16 protein-coding genes and 1 pseudogene are annotated in these 15,019 nt (G+C 63.4%); 9 read left to right on the forward strand and 8 right to left on the reverse strand.

Going from position 1 to position 15,019, the window contains the following annotated elements:
- The first annotated feature begins 34 nt into the window (after window positions 1-34).
- Window positions 35-1,228 (forward strand): hypothetical protein, encoded by a 1,194-nt coding sequence (locus OXU42_00125; protein ID MDE0027798.1) that lies wholly within the window; start codon window positions 35-37, stop codon window positions 1,226-1,228.
- A gap of 42 nt (window positions 1,229-1,270) precedes the next feature.
- Here the strand turns inward: OXU42_00125 and OXU42_00130 are convergent, their stop codons facing one another.
- Window positions 1,271-1,555, reverse strand: coding sequence for a helix-turn-helix domain-containing protein (locus OXU42_00130; GenBank protein ID MDE0027799.1), 285 nt, complete (start codon window positions 1,553-1,555; stop codon window positions 1,271-1,273).
- Window positions 1,552-1,891 (reverse strand): annotated as a pseudogene (locus tag OXU42_00135) (type II toxin-antitoxin system RelE/ParE family toxin). The gene OXU42_00130 and the pseudogene OXU42_00135 overlap by 4 nt, the downstream one beginning before the upstream one ends.
- A gap of 191 nt (window positions 1,892-2,082) precedes the next feature.
- Here OXU42_00135 and OXU42_00140 point away from each other — a divergent pair.
- Window positions 2,083-2,364, forward strand: coding sequence for a toxin (locus OXU42_00140; protein MDE0027800.1), 282 nt, complete (start codon window positions 2,083-2,085; stop codon window positions 2,362-2,364).
- Window positions 2,361-2,642 carry a CopG family antitoxin gene (locus tag OXU42_00145; GenBank protein ID MDE0027801.1) on the forward strand — a complete coding sequence of 94 codons (282 nt, stop codon included), beginning with the start codon at window positions 2,361-2,363 and terminating at the stop codon, window positions 2,640-2,642. Before OXU42_00140 ends, OXU42_00145 begins: the two co-directional genes overlap by 4 nt.
- 38 nt (window positions 2,643-2,680) lie before the next feature.
- Here the strand turns inward: OXU42_00145 and OXU42_00150 are convergent, their stop codons facing one another.
- Window positions 2,681-2,962, reverse strand: coding sequence for a type II toxin-antitoxin system prevent-host-death family antitoxin (locus OXU42_00150; GenBank protein ID MDE0027802.1), 282 nt, complete (start codon window positions 2,960-2,962; stop codon window positions 2,681-2,683).
- A gap of 469 nt (window positions 2,963-3,431) precedes the next feature.
- Between OXU42_00150 and OXU42_00155 the strand changes: the two genes are divergently transcribed.
- Window positions 3,432-3,854, forward strand: coding sequence for a type II toxin-antitoxin system VapC family toxin (locus OXU42_00155; GenBank protein MDE0027803.1), 423 nt, complete (start codon window positions 3,432-3,434; stop codon window positions 3,852-3,854).
- 5 nt (window positions 3,855-3,859) lie between these two features.
- Here the strand turns inward: OXU42_00155 and hemW are convergent, their stop codons facing one another.
- The 3 genes from hemW to OXU42_00170 are packed head-to-tail and all read right to left on the reverse strand — an operon-like array spanning window position 3,860 to window position 7,529.
- Window positions 3,860-5,131: a radical SAM family heme chaperone HemW gene (gene hemW / locus OXU42_00160; GenBank protein MDE0027804.1), complete on the reverse strand. Its 1,272-nt coding sequence runs from the start codon at window positions 5,129-5,131 to the stop codon at window positions 3,860-3,862.
- 11 nt (window positions 5,132-5,142) lie between these two features.
- Window positions 5,143-6,198 carry a hypothetical protein gene (locus tag OXU42_00165; GenBank protein ID MDE0027805.1) on the reverse strand — a complete coding sequence of 352 codons (1,056 nt, stop codon included), beginning with the start codon at window positions 6,196-6,198 and terminating at the stop codon, window positions 5,143-5,145.
- 23 nt (window positions 6,199-6,221) lie between these two features.
- Window positions 6,222-7,529: a M48 family metallopeptidase gene (locus OXU42_00170; protein MDE0027806.1), complete on the reverse strand. Its 1,308-nt coding sequence runs from the start codon at window positions 7,527-7,529 to the stop codon at window positions 6,222-6,224.
- A 181-nt stretch (window positions 7,530-7,710) separates the two neighbouring features.
- Between OXU42_00170 and OXU42_00175 the strand changes: the two genes are divergently transcribed.
- From OXU42_00175 to OXU42_00195, 5 genes are all read left to right on the forward strand, one after another.
- Entirely contained in the window at window positions 7,711-8,571 is an 861-nt protein-coding gene (locus tag OXU42_00175; GenBank protein MDE0027807.1) for a CBS domain-containing protein, read from the forward strand.
- A gap of 127 nt (window positions 8,572-8,698) precedes the next feature.
- The gene (locus OXU42_00180) at window positions 8,699-10,549 is read left to right on the forward strand and encodes a 2-oxoacid:acceptor oxidoreductase subunit alpha (GenBank protein MDE0027808.1); all 1,851 of its coding nucleotides are present in this window, start codon (window positions 8,699-8,701) and stop codon (window positions 10,547-10,549) included.
- A complete protein-coding gene (locus OXU42_00185; protein ID MDE0027809.1) occupies window positions 10,522-11,544 on the forward strand; it encodes a thiamine pyrophosphate-dependent enzyme in 1,023 nt (340 codons plus the stop codon). The genes OXU42_00180 and OXU42_00185 overlap by 28 nt, the downstream gene beginning before the upstream one ends.
- 22 nt (window positions 11,545-11,566) lie before the next feature.
- Entirely contained in the window at window positions 11,567-12,274 is a 708-nt protein-coding gene (locus OXU42_00190) for a metallophosphoesterase (protein MDE0027810.1), read from the forward strand.
- Between the two features lie 326 nt (window positions 12,275-12,600).
- Window positions 12,601-12,786: a hypothetical protein gene (locus tag OXU42_00195; GenBank protein MDE0027811.1), complete on the forward strand. Its 186-nt coding sequence runs from the start codon at window positions 12,601-12,603 to the stop codon at window positions 12,784-12,786.
- A 37-nt stretch (window positions 12,787-12,823) separates the two neighbouring features.
- Here OXU42_00195 and OXU42_00200 read toward each other — a convergent pair whose 3' ends face one another.
- Window positions 12,824-13,822, reverse strand: coding sequence for a molybdopterin-binding protein (locus OXU42_00200; GenBank protein ID MDE0027812.1), 999 nt, complete (start codon window positions 13,820-13,822; stop codon window positions 12,824-12,826).
- An 80-nt stretch (window positions 13,823-13,902) separates the two neighbouring features.
- Window positions 13,903-14,988, reverse strand: coding sequence for an ornithine cyclodeaminase family protein (locus OXU42_00205; GenBank protein MDE0027813.1), 1,086 nt, complete (start codon window positions 14,986-14,988; stop codon window positions 13,903-13,905).
- Window positions 14,989-15,019: the final 31 nt, after the last annotated feature.

Here is a 15,019-nt window from a genome sequence, read left to right on the forward strand (position 1 = left end):
CACGGCGAACCACCGTTGACTCAAGTCAGAGGCCATGCTCGTTCGATATCTTGTGGAGCTTAGGGATCCGATCATACTGGAAGATCATTGGCCCCTTCCCGTCATGGGCGGTGATCTGCGCGTGGTATCGAAGGGCGGCAAGGTAGTCGCTATCGAAATCGCTTTCTCGGGTCAACCGGTGCATCTGGCACCAACGGCAGAGCCGCGCGAGGAAGGGGAAGTCAAACTCGTGATTTCGGGTCGTGACACGCTCCTGCCGTTCGTCAAAATGCAATTGGAAGAGGCCTTCTCCTATATTCAGTGTTATTTCGATGTAGAGATCCTCATTGACGAGATAGAAGCCAGATATGTCGGCGAGACAGAAGAAGAGGAGGCACAGATCAAGATCAAGAGCTTCAAATCCCGTAGAGAGAAAAACTCATGGATGATGCCCTATGATGTCGTCGCCCGGGCGTTGTTGGCGGGAGAAACGGGAAAGGCGCCTAGGCTAGAGGCGAACTTTTTGCGAATGGCGCGAACCGAGATGTTACGGGAGAGGTATATTGACGCGTTTCGATATGCTTTCTTGTTGATCGAGTCGGTTTATGGGGAAGGCAAGTTCAGAGCGGCTCAAGTGAAGGATGTTTTGAAAGCGAACGCCGAATTTGTTTCGATCGTTACAAGCACTCTCAAGAACCTCGTGCCACGAAGAAGCCTTCAGGCAGGTGACACCGATGTACTGCTATCCACGTCCCCAACAGCAGAGGCGGTAATCGATCACATGGTGGACAAACGCGGCTTCTATTTCCACAGCAACATTAAGCGTAAGGATGTGTGGAGGCCTCACGAACAGGAAATGGCAGAAACGCTCTGCTCATTATCATATGGTGTCGCTATGTTGATTGCTCAGTCGGCAGCGATGCCGATGTTTGACGACACTCTTTCCAAGCGTTATGTGGACAACGCGAGACGCGTAGGAGCCATTATGTCGATGAACGTCAATTGTCGTTTTCATGAGCCTACCGAGACCTTCGATAGGGAGGCGAATGTAGCCATCAATATTCCGGGAACCAAGGTCACGCCCAAGATGGCCGTGAAGGTGGCGAGGGAATTTCTGGATCGATTTGCAGATATTGCTCCCTGTGCGGACTTGAAGTCAGCAAGATGTACGGTAGCCAAGACAGGGCAGAAGGTGTTTGACATAGATCTCCACGTCGAAAGTGAAACATACGCCGGCGAAAGTCGATAGACTTGATGTGTCCTCTTCAGTTTCTTTGAGGCGGTAGTACGGCTATTGTAGTATGCTTAACGCGCGTTTAACGGCCTCCGGTTCTCTCTCAATCACGCGCAAGAGGTTAGCCGCGGGGCCGCTGACCCGGCGGGTTCCGTGCTCCCACTTCCGGTAACCGGAAAGGCTCATGCCCATCAGGGGTGCCATCTGGGCCTGGGTTAGCTTCACCCGCCTGCGGATCTCACGAGGAGCCACCGGAGCGTGGACGACGCCGGGGCCGTGGCCCTTCGCGTGGGCAAGAGCTTCGTTGAGGGCCCGGATCAGATCATCGCCGAACGTGGTCATGTCGTCTCCTTGCCGGTTGCTTTGAGTGCGGCCGCGAGGGCTGACACTCTGCGCATTTCTTCCGACGTCAGATCGGTCTTGGCAGCCTTTGAGTACGCGAGCAGCAAATAGATGGGCATCGTTTCGTTGAGATAGTAGTAGACCACCCGCGTACCGCCTCGCTTGCCTTGACCCGATGTTGCGAAGCGCAGTTTTTCCGGACCCCGCCCGTGCCGGGGATGACGTCTCCGGCAAGTGGATTCTCCGCGAGGAAGTTGATCAGACCGCGGGTCTCGTCCTCGGTGAAGAGGTTGGCAGCCTGTCGCGTGAATGTCGGGTTTCGGCTACTGTCTGCATTGTATGCCCCAATGGGGTAGTTTTCAAGCTCTACTGACCTTCTGATGTTGCTTATCGGCCGGTGCAGCCGTTTACATAGGCCGAACGAAGAGCTCATTGGCGAGTAGTAGTCCCCGTTGCGCAAACCGCAGATGTCAGGCTCATCTGTCATCGGAAAAGTCTGTGCGTTGACAAAAGGCACACATCATGCGATGGTTTCACACGTGCATGAATTTGACTGGGATGACGAGAAGAATGAGCTTCTTGAGAAGATGCGGGGCGTATGTTTCGAGGATGTCGTCTTCCACATCAGCAATGGCGACGTGCTGGACATCATCAGACATCCCAATGCGTCCCGGTGTCCGAATCAGAGCATCATCGTTCTGAACATGGAAGGGTACGTGTATCTGGTCCCGTACTCGGAGCAGGAAGGAACACGGTTCCTCAAGACCATCATCCCGAGCAGAAAAGCCACCAAGGAGTACCTGAAATGAGCAGCCCCCTCAAGCTGGACGCCGAAGAAGTGAAGATCCTCCAGGACTTCGAGCGCGGGGAACTCGAAAGCATCAACGACTTCAAGGAAGCGAAGCGAGCACTTGAGGAAGCGGCACACGGCTTCCTTCAGAAGGACAGAAGAATCAACATTCGGATCTCATCACGCGATCTGGAGGCCCTGCAGAAAAGAGCCAGCAAGGAAGGAATGCCCTACCAAACCCTCATTTCAAGCACACTCCACAAATTCGTGACGGGCAAGCTCAAGAGCGTAGGGTAACACTCCCCAATAGACTGCATGGCCGTCGAGGAGCAACCTCACGAAGTGCCAGGGCCTCCACGCCAGATTCCCAGAGCGTCGCTGTGCTCACCAGCGTCAATAGCTGCCTGTTCGGCGTCCTCGCCGTCAAACAGATCATCCGGAAGGCGGATATGCCGAAGAGGCGCGGCTTCCCGTCGGCCGGAAGTGGCGGGGGGCAGTATCCGGGCCTGAGGTTCGCGGCCCTTGGTGATGACGATTTCTTCGCCGGCCTTGGCGCGCCGCAACAACTCGGAAAGACGGGCGCGTGCCTCGGTGATCGTATAAATGGTGGATGACATTTGTCGACTCCAGCACCGTCGATGGCCAGCACCTCCGCGAGGGCCATGCTTAGTGCATGTTGAAATCTACCACCGGGATGCCCATTTGCAAGCACAAACGAGCGGGCTGGCTGGGTTGGTCCTTCAGGCTCATTTGTCATTGGAAGCCTCAGGGACTTGCATAGTCTTATGAAAACGACTATTTTGGTCTTATGACAACGGTTTCCATTTCCGAGTTGAAGGCAAATCTCTCGCGTTACGTTCGCGAGGTTCGCCGTGGCGGTGAGGTCCAGGTCCTGGACCGCGGTACGCCGGTCGCGAGGCTCGTTCCGCCGGTGGCAGAGGATCGCCAGGGAGTTCGAGAACGGCTGACCGCGCAAGGAATCCTGAAGCCGGGAACAGGCAACGCAAAGGCCGTCCTTGACGGGCCTCCCATGGTGCTGCCGACAAGTCTATCGGATGCGTTGGCCGAGGACCGGAACGATCGGCTTTGAGGTACTGGGACGCATCGGCGCTCGTCCCCTTGGTGATTGCCGAACCCGCGAGTGACCGGGCGCGGGAGTGGTTGGCTGAAGACCGGCACATCATTACTTGGGTATGGACCCGCACCGAGATCGTAAGCGCGGTCGAACGACGGTCGAGGGAAGGGTCGCTGTCGCGCATGCAACGCAGGGAAGTGCTTGGACGATTCGACGCTTTGGCCGGCGATTGGGACGAGGTGACGGACATCCTTGCGGTACGGTCCCGGGCGAACGCATTGCTGGCGCGCCATCCGTTGCGTGCCGCAGATGCGGGTCAGCTTGGCGCGGCGCTATTGGTGGGGGAACAATTGGCGGAGCCGCTGACGTTTGTCTGCCTGGACCAGAGACTCTCATCTGCGGCGGAGTTGGAGGGGTTCCGCGTCCTTCCGTAGCTCCCTCACACCAGCCGAACGAACAACTCGTTGGCCAGCAGCAGCCCTCGCGGCGCAAACCGCAGACGCCAGCCGTCCTCGACCAGCAGTCCCTCCGAGAGCCAGCCCGCGATATCTGGGAAGGCGTCCTCGGGTTTCGTTCCGAACCGCCGGCAAAACCCGTGGACCGAAACCCCTCCGATCATCCGAAGTCCGGTGAACAGGTGCTCCGCCATGGCTTGGCGCAACTCCTGCCGCTCGCACTCGGTCACCGCGTGGCCGGCCTCGCTCGCAAGCCGCATGTAGCCTGTCGGCAAGCGCTCGTTCTGCCAGCGTTCCCCCAACGGGTCTTCCGGGGGGCGGTGGTAGCTGTGGGCGCCGGCGCCGATGCCGAGGTAGTCGCCACCCCGCCAGTAGTTGACGTTGTGGCGCGACTCCAGGCCGGGGCGGGCGTAGTTGGAGATCTCGTATCGCTCTAGCCCGGCCTGCTCCAACGTGCGCTGGATGCGCTCGGCCATCGCGATCTCCACTTCCTCGTCCAGGGGCCGCAACAGGCCCTGGCGGTAGCGGGCGTGGAAGGGCGTGCCTTCCTCGATGGTGAGGTTGTAGGCGGACAGGTGCGGGGGCTCGTATGCCAGCGCCGCTGAGAGGTCCCGGCTTACGCCGTCGACGGTCTGGTCCGGGATGCCGTAGATCAGGTCGAGGCTGAAGTTGTCGAAGCCGGCCTCGCGGATGCCGCTCAGGGCGCGGCGCGTCTCGTCGGCGCTGTGGACGCGCCCCAGGAACCGCAGCAACTCGGGATCGAAGCTCTGGGCTCCGATGCTGATGCGGTTGACGCCGTTGGTGCGATAGTCGCGGAAGCGGCCGGCATCGACCACGCCGGGGTTGGCTTCGAGTGTGATCTCCGTACGTTCGTCGAAACCGAACAGCTTCGCGGCTTCGTCGAGGATCGTGCCGATGCTGCGCCCATGGAAGGTGGAGGGGGTGCCGCCGCCGAAGAAAACCGTCTTCACCGGCCGGCCGGTCCATGCCTCCGACTCTGAGTAGTGGTGCAGCTCCCGCAGCAGTGCCCGCGTGTACTCTTCCTCCGGTATCCGCGTTGCGACGTGGGAGTTGAAGTCGCAGTAGGGGCACTTGCTGACGCAGTAGGGGATATGGACGTAGAGCGAGAACGGCTCCGGGTTGCGGCCGTCCGACGTTGAGCGGAGTCGGGTCGCACCGCGCTTCGCCGGCCCGTCACGCGTCGCACCATGTTTCGTCGAACCGCCCTGCGTCAATCCGTGCCCCCGCTCGGTCAATCCGCACTCCGTCAGGGTTTGATATCCTGCAAAAACCAGTCGGTTGAAATCTCCTTCCCCAACCCCATCTTCTCGGCGGCCTTCAGGATGCAGTGGCCCATGGCGGCGAACTGGATGCCGATGCCGATGTTGTTGAGGAAGAAGGTGATCTGGTCCGGGCTGGTGCGGCCGGCGGCGCGTCCGGCGAGGAAGTCCGAGATCTCGGGGTAGACGCTCCAGTCCCGCGGCTGCTCCTGGCGGATGCCCGGCAGGTGGTCGACGCCCGGGGGCAGGTGGTGCCGGATGCCGCCCATTTGCGTGTGGATGCCGGTGATGTCCGCCTTGTCGAACACGGTGTCGTCGTGCTCGAACTCGCGGATGGCGTTGTAGTGCACGCCGGGCTCCAGCATGTCGCCGGTGATGATGGCGGACGAGGTGCTGGTGGCGGTGCAGATGATGTCGCAGCCGGCGATGGCCGACGCGACGCTGCCCGTGGGCTCCACCTCGACGCCGTCGGCGCTCATCTGCTCCGCGAAGGCCTGCCGGTGCTCGGGCCGGGGGCTGTACACCTTGACCGTCTTGATGGGCAGCACGTGGGTCAGCAGGCGGAAATGGGCGCGCGCCTGGCCGCCGGTGCCGATGAGCCCCAGCCGGGCGGCGTCCGGCCGGCACAGCGCTTGGGCGCCCAGGGCGCTGGTGATGGCCACCCGGGTCTGCTGGATGACCCCGTCCGGCATGATGCCCATGAGCTCGCCGTTCTCCAGGCTGTACAACTGCACCAGTCCCAGGAACAGCCCCCTGCCGGCCAGCGGCAGCTTCTCGAGCCGCACCGAGCCGTTGTAGGTTTCCTCGCGCACCACGTCCGAGGTCACCCGCAGTGCCAGGGTGCCGAAGCGCTCCACCGCCCCCTCCACGGACTTGAAGCTGTAGGAGGCCTCGCCCATGGCGTGGTGCGTGTAGATGTGGGTGGTGGGGCGGTTCACCGACCGCCCTTCGGGCAGGTCCCGGTAGGCGGTGGCCAGGGCGTCCAGGCATTCGTCGAGGTCGATGGCCTGCCGTACGTCGTCGTTGTCCAGGATGCGTGTCATGGGGTTCCTTCCGTCAGTAGGCGTCAAATGCCGGCGCCGGCTCCGGACGCCGCTGCCACGTTCTCGCCCGCCGCCACGGCCCGGATGGCCTCGACCCGCTCGGCCGTGGCCGGGTGCGAGTCGTGGTAGGCGGAGTACCACGGATGGGGCGTCGGATTGCTCAGGTTGTTGACGGTCAAGGCCAGCAGGGCCTCCTCCAGGGGCTTGCCGTCGTCCAGCAGCCGCACCGCGAAACCGTCGGCCTCGTACTCGTGCCGCCGCGAAATACGGTTCATAAACGGCGCCAGCCAGAATGTAAACGGCCCGGAGATCAACGAGAAGATAACCAGCGCCGTATGGTGGGCGGGCTCGGCCAGCCCGAAGGTGCGGAACAGCGGCGCGTAGTCCAGGAGCAGGCTGAGCACCCACAGGCCCGCGAGCGTGAAGACGGCGCTCAGGCCGAGGCCCTTGAGCACGTGCCGCATCTTGTAGTGTCCCATCTCGTGCGCCAGCACGGAGAGGAGCTGCCGGCGGTCCAGTTGCTCCAGCAGGGTGTCGAACAGGACGATGCGCTTGGCCTTCCCCAGGCCGGTGAAGTAGGCGTTGGAATGGCCCGACCGCCTGGAGCCGTCCATGGTGTAGATGCCGCTGGTCCGCAGCCCCACCCGGTGCGCCAGCTCCGCGACGGCGTCCCGCAGCGAGTCGTCGGCCACCGGCGAGAACCGGTTGAACAGCGGCGCGATCAGGGTGGGGTAGATGACCAGCATCAGGCCCTGGAACGCGAACACGAAGCCGAAGACGTACAGCCACCACCAGGCGCCGGTGGCCTTCATGAGCCACAACACGCCGTAGAGGAAGGGCGCCCCGAGCACCACGGCCAGCAATATCCCCTTGATCCGGTCCATGACGAAGGTGCGTGCGTCGGTCTTGTTGAAGCCGAAGCGCTCCTCGAGCACGAAGGTGGAGTAGATTCTCAGCGGCAGGGACAGGACGGCGAAGACCGCGCCGACGGCGAGGCAGAACAGGACGCCGCCGGCCTCCGGCACGGGCAGGAACGCTCCCGCGCGGCGGGCGAGCCCGTCCGCCCACGGCAGTACACCACCGAACAGCACCAGCAGCGTCAGCCCGGTCCCGTAGACCCCCGACCAGCGCGCGAAACGCCCTCGGGCCAGCGCATAACGTACCGATTTCTCGTGGATTTCGGGGCCGATGCTGGCGGCGAAGAGATCCGGCAGCCGGCCCTCCCGCCACTGCCGCTCCAAGTGCCTCATGTTGGCTTCGTTGAGCAGGGATTCGACGACGAGCTCCGTGGCCAGGAAGCCCAGGAACAGGCAGGCGATGACCGTTTCCATGAGAAATTGCGTAAGACCGGAGGCTGTGATTATCTTAGTGTAGGATTCGTGTCCGGTCCGGTCAATTGATGGCGGATTCGATGGCTGATCCGCACGCGCCGTTCGACCGAAAGGGACACGAATTCGATCTTTCGCCGAGGCGGCTCGTGGTTGGCGTTGCCCGGCGAGGTGGAGGTTTCCCATGCTGACCAACAAGGTAAGCGAGATCATGACGACCGCGGTGATCACCGCGGCGCCGTCGAGCACCATCCGGGAGGTGACCCGGCTCATGGTGGATCGCCGGGTGGGCCGGGTGGTCATCACCGAGAACGACGCCCCGGCCGGGATCTTCACCGAGACGGACGTCCTCAGGCGGGTGATGAACCGCATCCTCGACGTGCAGAAGACGCCCATTCGCCGGGTCATGACCACCCCGGTCCAAGGAGTTCCCGAGGGCACCTCCATCGTCGAGGTGCTGGGGCGGATGTACCAGGGGCGCTACCGCCATCTGCTGGTTTACGGCGACGACCGGCGCATGGTCGGTCTGGTCTCCATGCGGCGCGTGCTGAACCTGGTGGTGGAGCTGGGTGCGAACCTGCGCGACACGCGTACGGTGGGAGAGGTCGTCTCCGGCGCGGTCCCCACCGTCGACGGCTCCATGCCGGTCACCGAGGTCATCGACAAGATGGTGCGGGAGCAGACGAGTTGCGTCATGGTCACCGCCGGCGGCAAGACCGCGGGCATCTTTACCGAGCGGGACGTGTTGACGCGCATCGCCCTGGAAGACCGGGATATGGGTCAGGTGCCGGTGTCCGAGGTCATGACCGCCGAACCCCTGGTCGCCGGCGGATCGACTCCGGTCCAGGAGGTGCTGGCAACCATGCGCGACAACGGCTTTCGTCACATGCCCGTGGCCGGCGACGGCGACGATCTGGCGGGCATCGTCTCCGTGGCGGACGTGCTTCAGTACGCCAAGGCGCTCGACATCGACGACGCGGTGCGCAAGGCCTGGAAGGAAATCGAGGATTTCTGGGAGTCGGAGGAGAACTATACGCCGGGATAGAACGCGGCGGGAACCGGTCCCAATCATGCGGAAGCCACTGTAAATTGGGTAAGTCCTTGTTTCGGCTACGTTCGGTTGTTAGAATAACCAGCCATTCACGATTCGCCCCACAACACTGGAGAACAACATGCCCGTTGTCAACGATCTCAGCATTAGCGTCGCTACTGCCAACGGTTCGGGAAGCGCCTCTTCCAACAACATCCTGTTCAAGTCCATCTTCAAGATGGGCATACCGTGCTCCTCCAAGAACATGTTTCCGTCCAACATCCAGGGCCTGCCCACCTGGTACCAGATCCGCGCCAACGGCGATGGGTACCTGGGGCGCAAGGACGTCATCGACGTCATGGTGATGTTCAACGACGACACCGCGGACAAGGACATCTACCGGGTACGCGACGGCGGCCTGATCATCTACGACGACAGCAAGCCGCTGGCCGACAACCTGAAGCGCGACGGCGTCCAGTACCTCGGCGTTCCGGCCAACGCTCTCGTTCAGAAACACGTGGAAGCAGGCCCGTTGCGCGCCAAGCAGCGCAACATGCTGTACGTCGGCGCCCTGGCCTATCTCTTCGGCATCGACATGGAGACCATCCGCGAGGTGCTGAGCGACACCTTCGGCAACAAGCCCGCGGTCATCGAGTCCAACCTCCTCTGTATCCAGCTCGGCTACGACCACATGCGCGACAACAACCTGAGCCAGTCCATCGCCATGCTGGAGACGATCCCGGGCGGGAACGAGGGCAAGATCGTCACCGAGGGCAACACGGCGTGTGCGCTGGGCGCCATCTACGGCGGAGTCACGTTCTGCGCCTGGTATCCCATCACCCCGTCGAGCTCCCTTGCCGAGGCGCTGGAGCGCTACCTGCCGCGGCTGCGCAAGGACAAGGACGGCAAGCACACCTACGCCGTGATCCAGGCCGAGGACGAGATCGCCGCCACCAACATGGTCGCCGGCGCCGGCTGGATGGGGGCGCGCGCCATGACCTCCACCTCGGGGCCGGGCGTGTCGCTCATGAACGAGACCCTTGGCCTGCAGTACTTCGCGGAGATCCCCGGCGTCTACTTCATCATCCAGCGGGGCGGCCCCTCCACCGGCCTCCCGACGCGCACCCAGCAGGCCGACATCCAGTTGATGCACGTGGCCTCCCACGGCGACACGCGCCACATCATCCTGATCCCGCACGACATGAAGTCCTCCTTCGACCTGGCGCGCAGGAGCTTCGACGTGGCCGAACGCTTCCAGACCCCCGTGTTCGTCATGATGGACCTGGACTTGGGCATGAACCTCTGGGGGTCGGATCCGCTGGAGCTGGTGCAGGAGCCCTTCGACCGCGGCAAGGTCCTCAGCCACGAGGACCTCGACCAGCAGGGGAGCTTTGCGCGCTACCTGGACCTGGACGGCGACGGCATCCCGCAGCGGACGATCCCGGGCAACCGCCATCCGCTGGCTTCGTACTTCGCGCGCGGCTCGGGCCACGACTCCCAGGCGCGCTACTCCGAGGACGAGAGGGACTACAAGGAGACGCTCGACCGGCTGCGGAAGAAGTACGAGACGGCGCGCGCCTACGTGCCCAAGCCGTTGGTCGAGTACGACGCGGGCAACAACACCGGCGTGATCTGTTTCGGGTCGAGCTACGAGGCCGTGCGCGAGGCGCGCGACCGCCTGAAGGCCTCCGGCGTGAACACCAACCACCTGCTGCTGCGGGCGCTGCCCCTGAGTGAGGAGGTGCGGGAGTTCATGGCCAACCACGAGGTCATCTACCTCATGGAGCAGAACCGCGACGGTCAGATGGCCGCCATCTTCAGAGAGGAATATCCGGAGTTCGCCACCCGGATCGTCAGCATTCTCATTTACGACGGGCTCCCCGCCACCGCCGGCGAGATCGTGCGGCAGGTCGAGCAGCACCGTGAAGCAGCCACCAACGGCATCGAAACGAAGGTAGACGAGTCATGGCAAAAGCAAATCGCGTCGATCTGACCGAAAGGGATTACAAGGGGGCGGAATCCACCATGTGCCGCGGCTGCGGCCATGACGCCATTTCCGCGTCCATCATGCGCGCGTTCTTCGCCAGCAGCGTGGACCCGCGCAACGTCATCAAGATGAGCGGCATCGGCTGCTCGTCCAAGACGCCGAACTATTTCATGAACCAGGCGTTCGGCATCAACGCCGTGCATGGCCGCATGGCCTCGGTGGCCACCGGCGCCAACGTCGGCAACCACGGCATGATCCCGCTGGGCATTTCCGGTGACGGCGACACCTCGGCCATCGGGCTCGGCAACTTCTGCCACATGATGCGCCGTAACGTGAACATCACCTACGTCATCGAGAACAACGGCGTTTACGGGCTCACCAAGGGCCAGTTCTCCGCCACCGCGGACGAGGGCACGGTGATGAAGGGCGGCAAGATCAACGACATGCCCGCCATCGACCTGTGCGAGCTGGCCATCACCCTGGGCGCCACCTACGTCGGCCGGAGCTTTTCCGGCGACCGCAAGCAGCTCGCGCCGCTGATCCAGGGCGCGGTGGCCCACAAGGGGACCGCCATCCTGGACGTGCTGAGCCCCTGCGTGACTTTCAACGACCATTCCGGCTCCACCAAGAGCCTCAAGTACATCCGCGAGCACCTGGACCCGCTCCACGACATCGACTTCATCCCGCCCTACGAGAACATCGAGGTGGACTACGAGGAAGGGACCGACCAGGAAGTCACCATGCACGACGGCTCGCGCATCACGCTGCACAAGCTCGGCCGCAACTACGACCCCACCAACCGGATGCAGGCCGTGAACGCGCTGCACGCCGCGGTCGCCGAGCACAAGTTCCTCACCGGGCTCATCTACCTGAACGAGGAGCGCGCGGAGTTCGTCGACGACCTCAACCTGTGCGACACGCCGCTGGCCTACCTCACCCAGGAACAGGTGCAGCCGCCGCCGAGCCGGCTCGACGAGATCAACGCGGAACTGAGGAAATAGGACGACACGGGCACCGAGACTCATGCCTGCCCGTGAAGTCCTGATCGTCCACACCTCGGACCTGCATCTGGGGGCCGACAGCATCCTGACCGACGGCGCCTCGGCCAACGTGCCGGTGCTGCGACAGGTCCTGTCCACCGCCAGGACCCACCAGGCCGACCTCGTCATCCTGGCGGGCGATACCTTCGATCATAATCGCCAGAAGGCCCCGGTCATCGAGGAGGTGGCAGAGGTCATGGCCGAATACGGCCTGCCCATCGTCATCCTCCCCGGCAACCACGACCCCCTGACCCCGGATTCGGTCTACCGCAGGGCCGAGTTCAACCACCACGGCAACGTGCACGTGCTCGGCCTCACCGCGGAACGGAGCGACTTCCCTGACCTTGACCTCGAGGTGTGGGGCAGGCCCCATGTGGACTATCTCGACATGATGCCGCTGCCCGAGCCGCCGGAGCGCCGCAGCCGCTGGCAGTTGGCCGTGGCCCACGGCCACTACGTGGAGGACAAGCCCGACTCGGACATCCTCCTGGGCTCCTGGCTGATCCGCCAGGAAAACCTCACCACCAGCGGCGCCGACTACATCGCCCTCGGCCACTGGAACCGCGCCGTCGCCGTCGGCGACCAGCAGATCCCCGCCTACTACTCCGGCTCCCCCACCTACGCCGGCACCGTCAACGCCATCCGCCTCCAAAGCGACGGCCGGGTGGTGGTGACGCAGATACCGGTGTGAGGCCTCGATGCGACGGGCGGCCGTTGAACGAGAACGCACGCTGCACGTGGCGTGCCCACAATCGGCTCTTGCACGCCGGTGCCGATACCGGATGCGTCTGTGACAAACAGCCGGGCAGATTCCGTAAAGGCCAGAAGGTCGCCGGGTGCGGCAAGTCTCGTTGCTGGCTCTGCAAGAGTGACAAACTCGCCAAGCGGCCCCGGATGCGAGACTACCGGCAAGCGATCTGGTACAAGGAGTGAATCGAGTCGGCTATTTGTAGCACCCTAGTGGTTCCGCCACTCCCTAGAACTCAAGGATTCAAGACGCTGTCGGGGGAGAGACGCATGACTGCAGCGAAACAGAAAATGAAGGACGTCATTGAGGCTCAGCCGAAGGATGCGACGTACGAGGAGATTCTGCGGGAGCTTGCGTTTGAGCGCATGGTGGAGCGTGGTCTCGCGGATTCTCGTGAAGCCCATGTGATATCAAACGAAGAAATGGAACACCGTATCCGCTCATGGCAGAAATAAGGGTGGACGGCCGTCTCTTCGCAGAACGGTTCTAGCTTCAGTGGTGGTGGTGCCCGTGCTTCTTCTGCAGCCCGCCGTGCCCCATGCGCAGGATGTCTTCGCGTGTCACGCGATTGCCGGCGAGGAGCTTCGGCAGCATGAAGTCGAAGGCCGTGACCGGGTCGTGGAGGACGCAGCCGGACAGGCCGAGGACCGGGATGTCTCCGAGGTAGCTCATCAGGAACATGGAGCCCGGCAGCACGGGGAAGCCGTGTGAGATGACGTCGGCCCCGCTCCGGCGAATGCCCTCGGGGGTGAGGTCGTCGGGGTCAACGGACATGCCGCCGCTCACCAGGATCACCTCGGCGCCCTGGGCGGCGAAGTCCTTGATGTGGACGGCGATAACGTCGGGGTCGTCCGGGGCCAGGGTGGCAGGCTCCAGGGTCGAGCCCATGCCTTCCACCTTCTGCCGCACCGCCGGCTCGAAGCCGTCCTTGATACGGCCGGTGAAGACCTCGCTGCCGGTCACCAGCAGGTAGACCTTCTTCGCGGGCATGGTCGCGACCGAGACTACGGACCGGTCCCGGCACAGGGCCTCGGCCCGCGCCACCAAGTCTTCCTTCACCAGGATCGGGATGGTGCGGGTGCCGCCCACCACGGTCCCTTCCCTGACGAACTCGCCCGAGGGGAGGGTGGCCAGGATGAGGTCCCCCAGCTCGTTGAAACGGAACAGCAGCTCTTCGTCCACCTCCAGCATCCCGTCGTGCGCCGCCACCAGGTTCACCCGGCCCTCGCTCGGGTCGGTCAGGGTGAGGCCGTCACCGGCTGCGGCTTGCGCCAGGCGTTTGGCGGCGTCCTCCTCGTGCAGTTCATCCGGCGCCAAATCCATGATGTAGATGTGCGCCTTGCCCACGTCCAGCAACCGCGGCACGTCCTCCTCGGCGATGAGGTGTCCCCGCCTGAACCGCGGACCCTTGTGCCCGCCCGGAATGATCTCGGTGATGTCGTGGGCCAACCTCAGGCCCACCGCCTCTTCAACTGGAATAACCTTGAGCATTCGTCGTCTCTCCTTGGAACTGCCAACCCGACTAACGTCATTCCCGCTTTTGCGGGAATGACGGATCGGGGATGCGCTGCCTAGTCCCGAATATCCTGGGTGAACCACTCCCTGGGTATTTCCCGGCCGGCGCCCAGCTCCCGCGCCTTCCGCACTACGTAGCCGGCCACGGAGGCGAACTGGAGGCCTTGGGTGCCGTCGTTCAGGAAGAACGTCACGTCCGAGTCCTTGGCGCGGCCCTGCACCGTGCCGCCCATGAGGTCCGTCAGCAGCGGGTGCTTGCCCGAGAACAGGTCCACGCCGGGGTTCACGATGCGCGTGGTTTCGTCGTCGGTGCCGGCCACGTAGGAGGCGTATCCGGCGATGCGTTGCATGCCTTCGTCGAGGGTGTGGATGGTGCCGCGGCCGAGCTTCACGGTCACGTCGCAGCGGTCGAGGATGCCGGGGTCCCACTCGTTGCTGCGGACGCAGGTGACGAAGGCGCCGTCCTCCACCCAGCCGGGGTTCTCCACCACCACCCGCACCGAGTCGGTGCAGGTGGCCACCATGTCCGAGCCCCGCACCACCTCCTCCACGTTGTCCCGCGCGGTCACGGGCACGCCCAGCATCTCGCTCATCCTCGTCGCGTAAGCCTCGCGGTTGGCCGGGGTCGGGCTGTAGACCTTGACCTCGGTGAGATTCCGCACTTCGGCGAACGCGCGCAGGTAGGTCTCCGCCATGCCGCCGGAACCGAGCATCCCCACCACCGAGGCGTCCTCCCGCGCCAAGTACCGCGCCGCCAGGCCCGCGCAGGCGCCCACGCGCATGTGCTGGATGATGCCGTCGTTGATGATGGCCAAGGGCTCGGCGTTGCGCGCGGAGAAGACCATCACCAGGCCGCAGTAGGTGCCGGGCTCCATGCAGTACTTTTCCACCGTGCGGCCTTCCGGCCACTCCAGCATGTCCGACTTCATGCGGATGGCAAACACACCGAAGGAGCGCGAGGCCCCTTCCATGGTGCCCCAACGGTACATGCGCTCCGGATCTTCCTGCGGCACGTAAAGGTCGATGCGCGGCCGGTACACGGCGCGCTGCGCCAGCAGGTCGCGGTAGCCGGTCTCCAGGGCGTCGATGCAGCCCTTCATGTCGAGGATTTCCTCTACGGTCTCGTTGTTGATGAGCAGCATGGCGGTGTCCTCGTGAGGGGCCTGTATGTAG

The organism is Deltaproteobacteria bacterium (assembly GCA_028818775.1).
In the GTDB taxonomy this organism is placed as follows: domain Bacteria; phylum Desulfobacterota; class Binatia; order UBA9968; family JAJDTQ01; genus JAJDTQ01.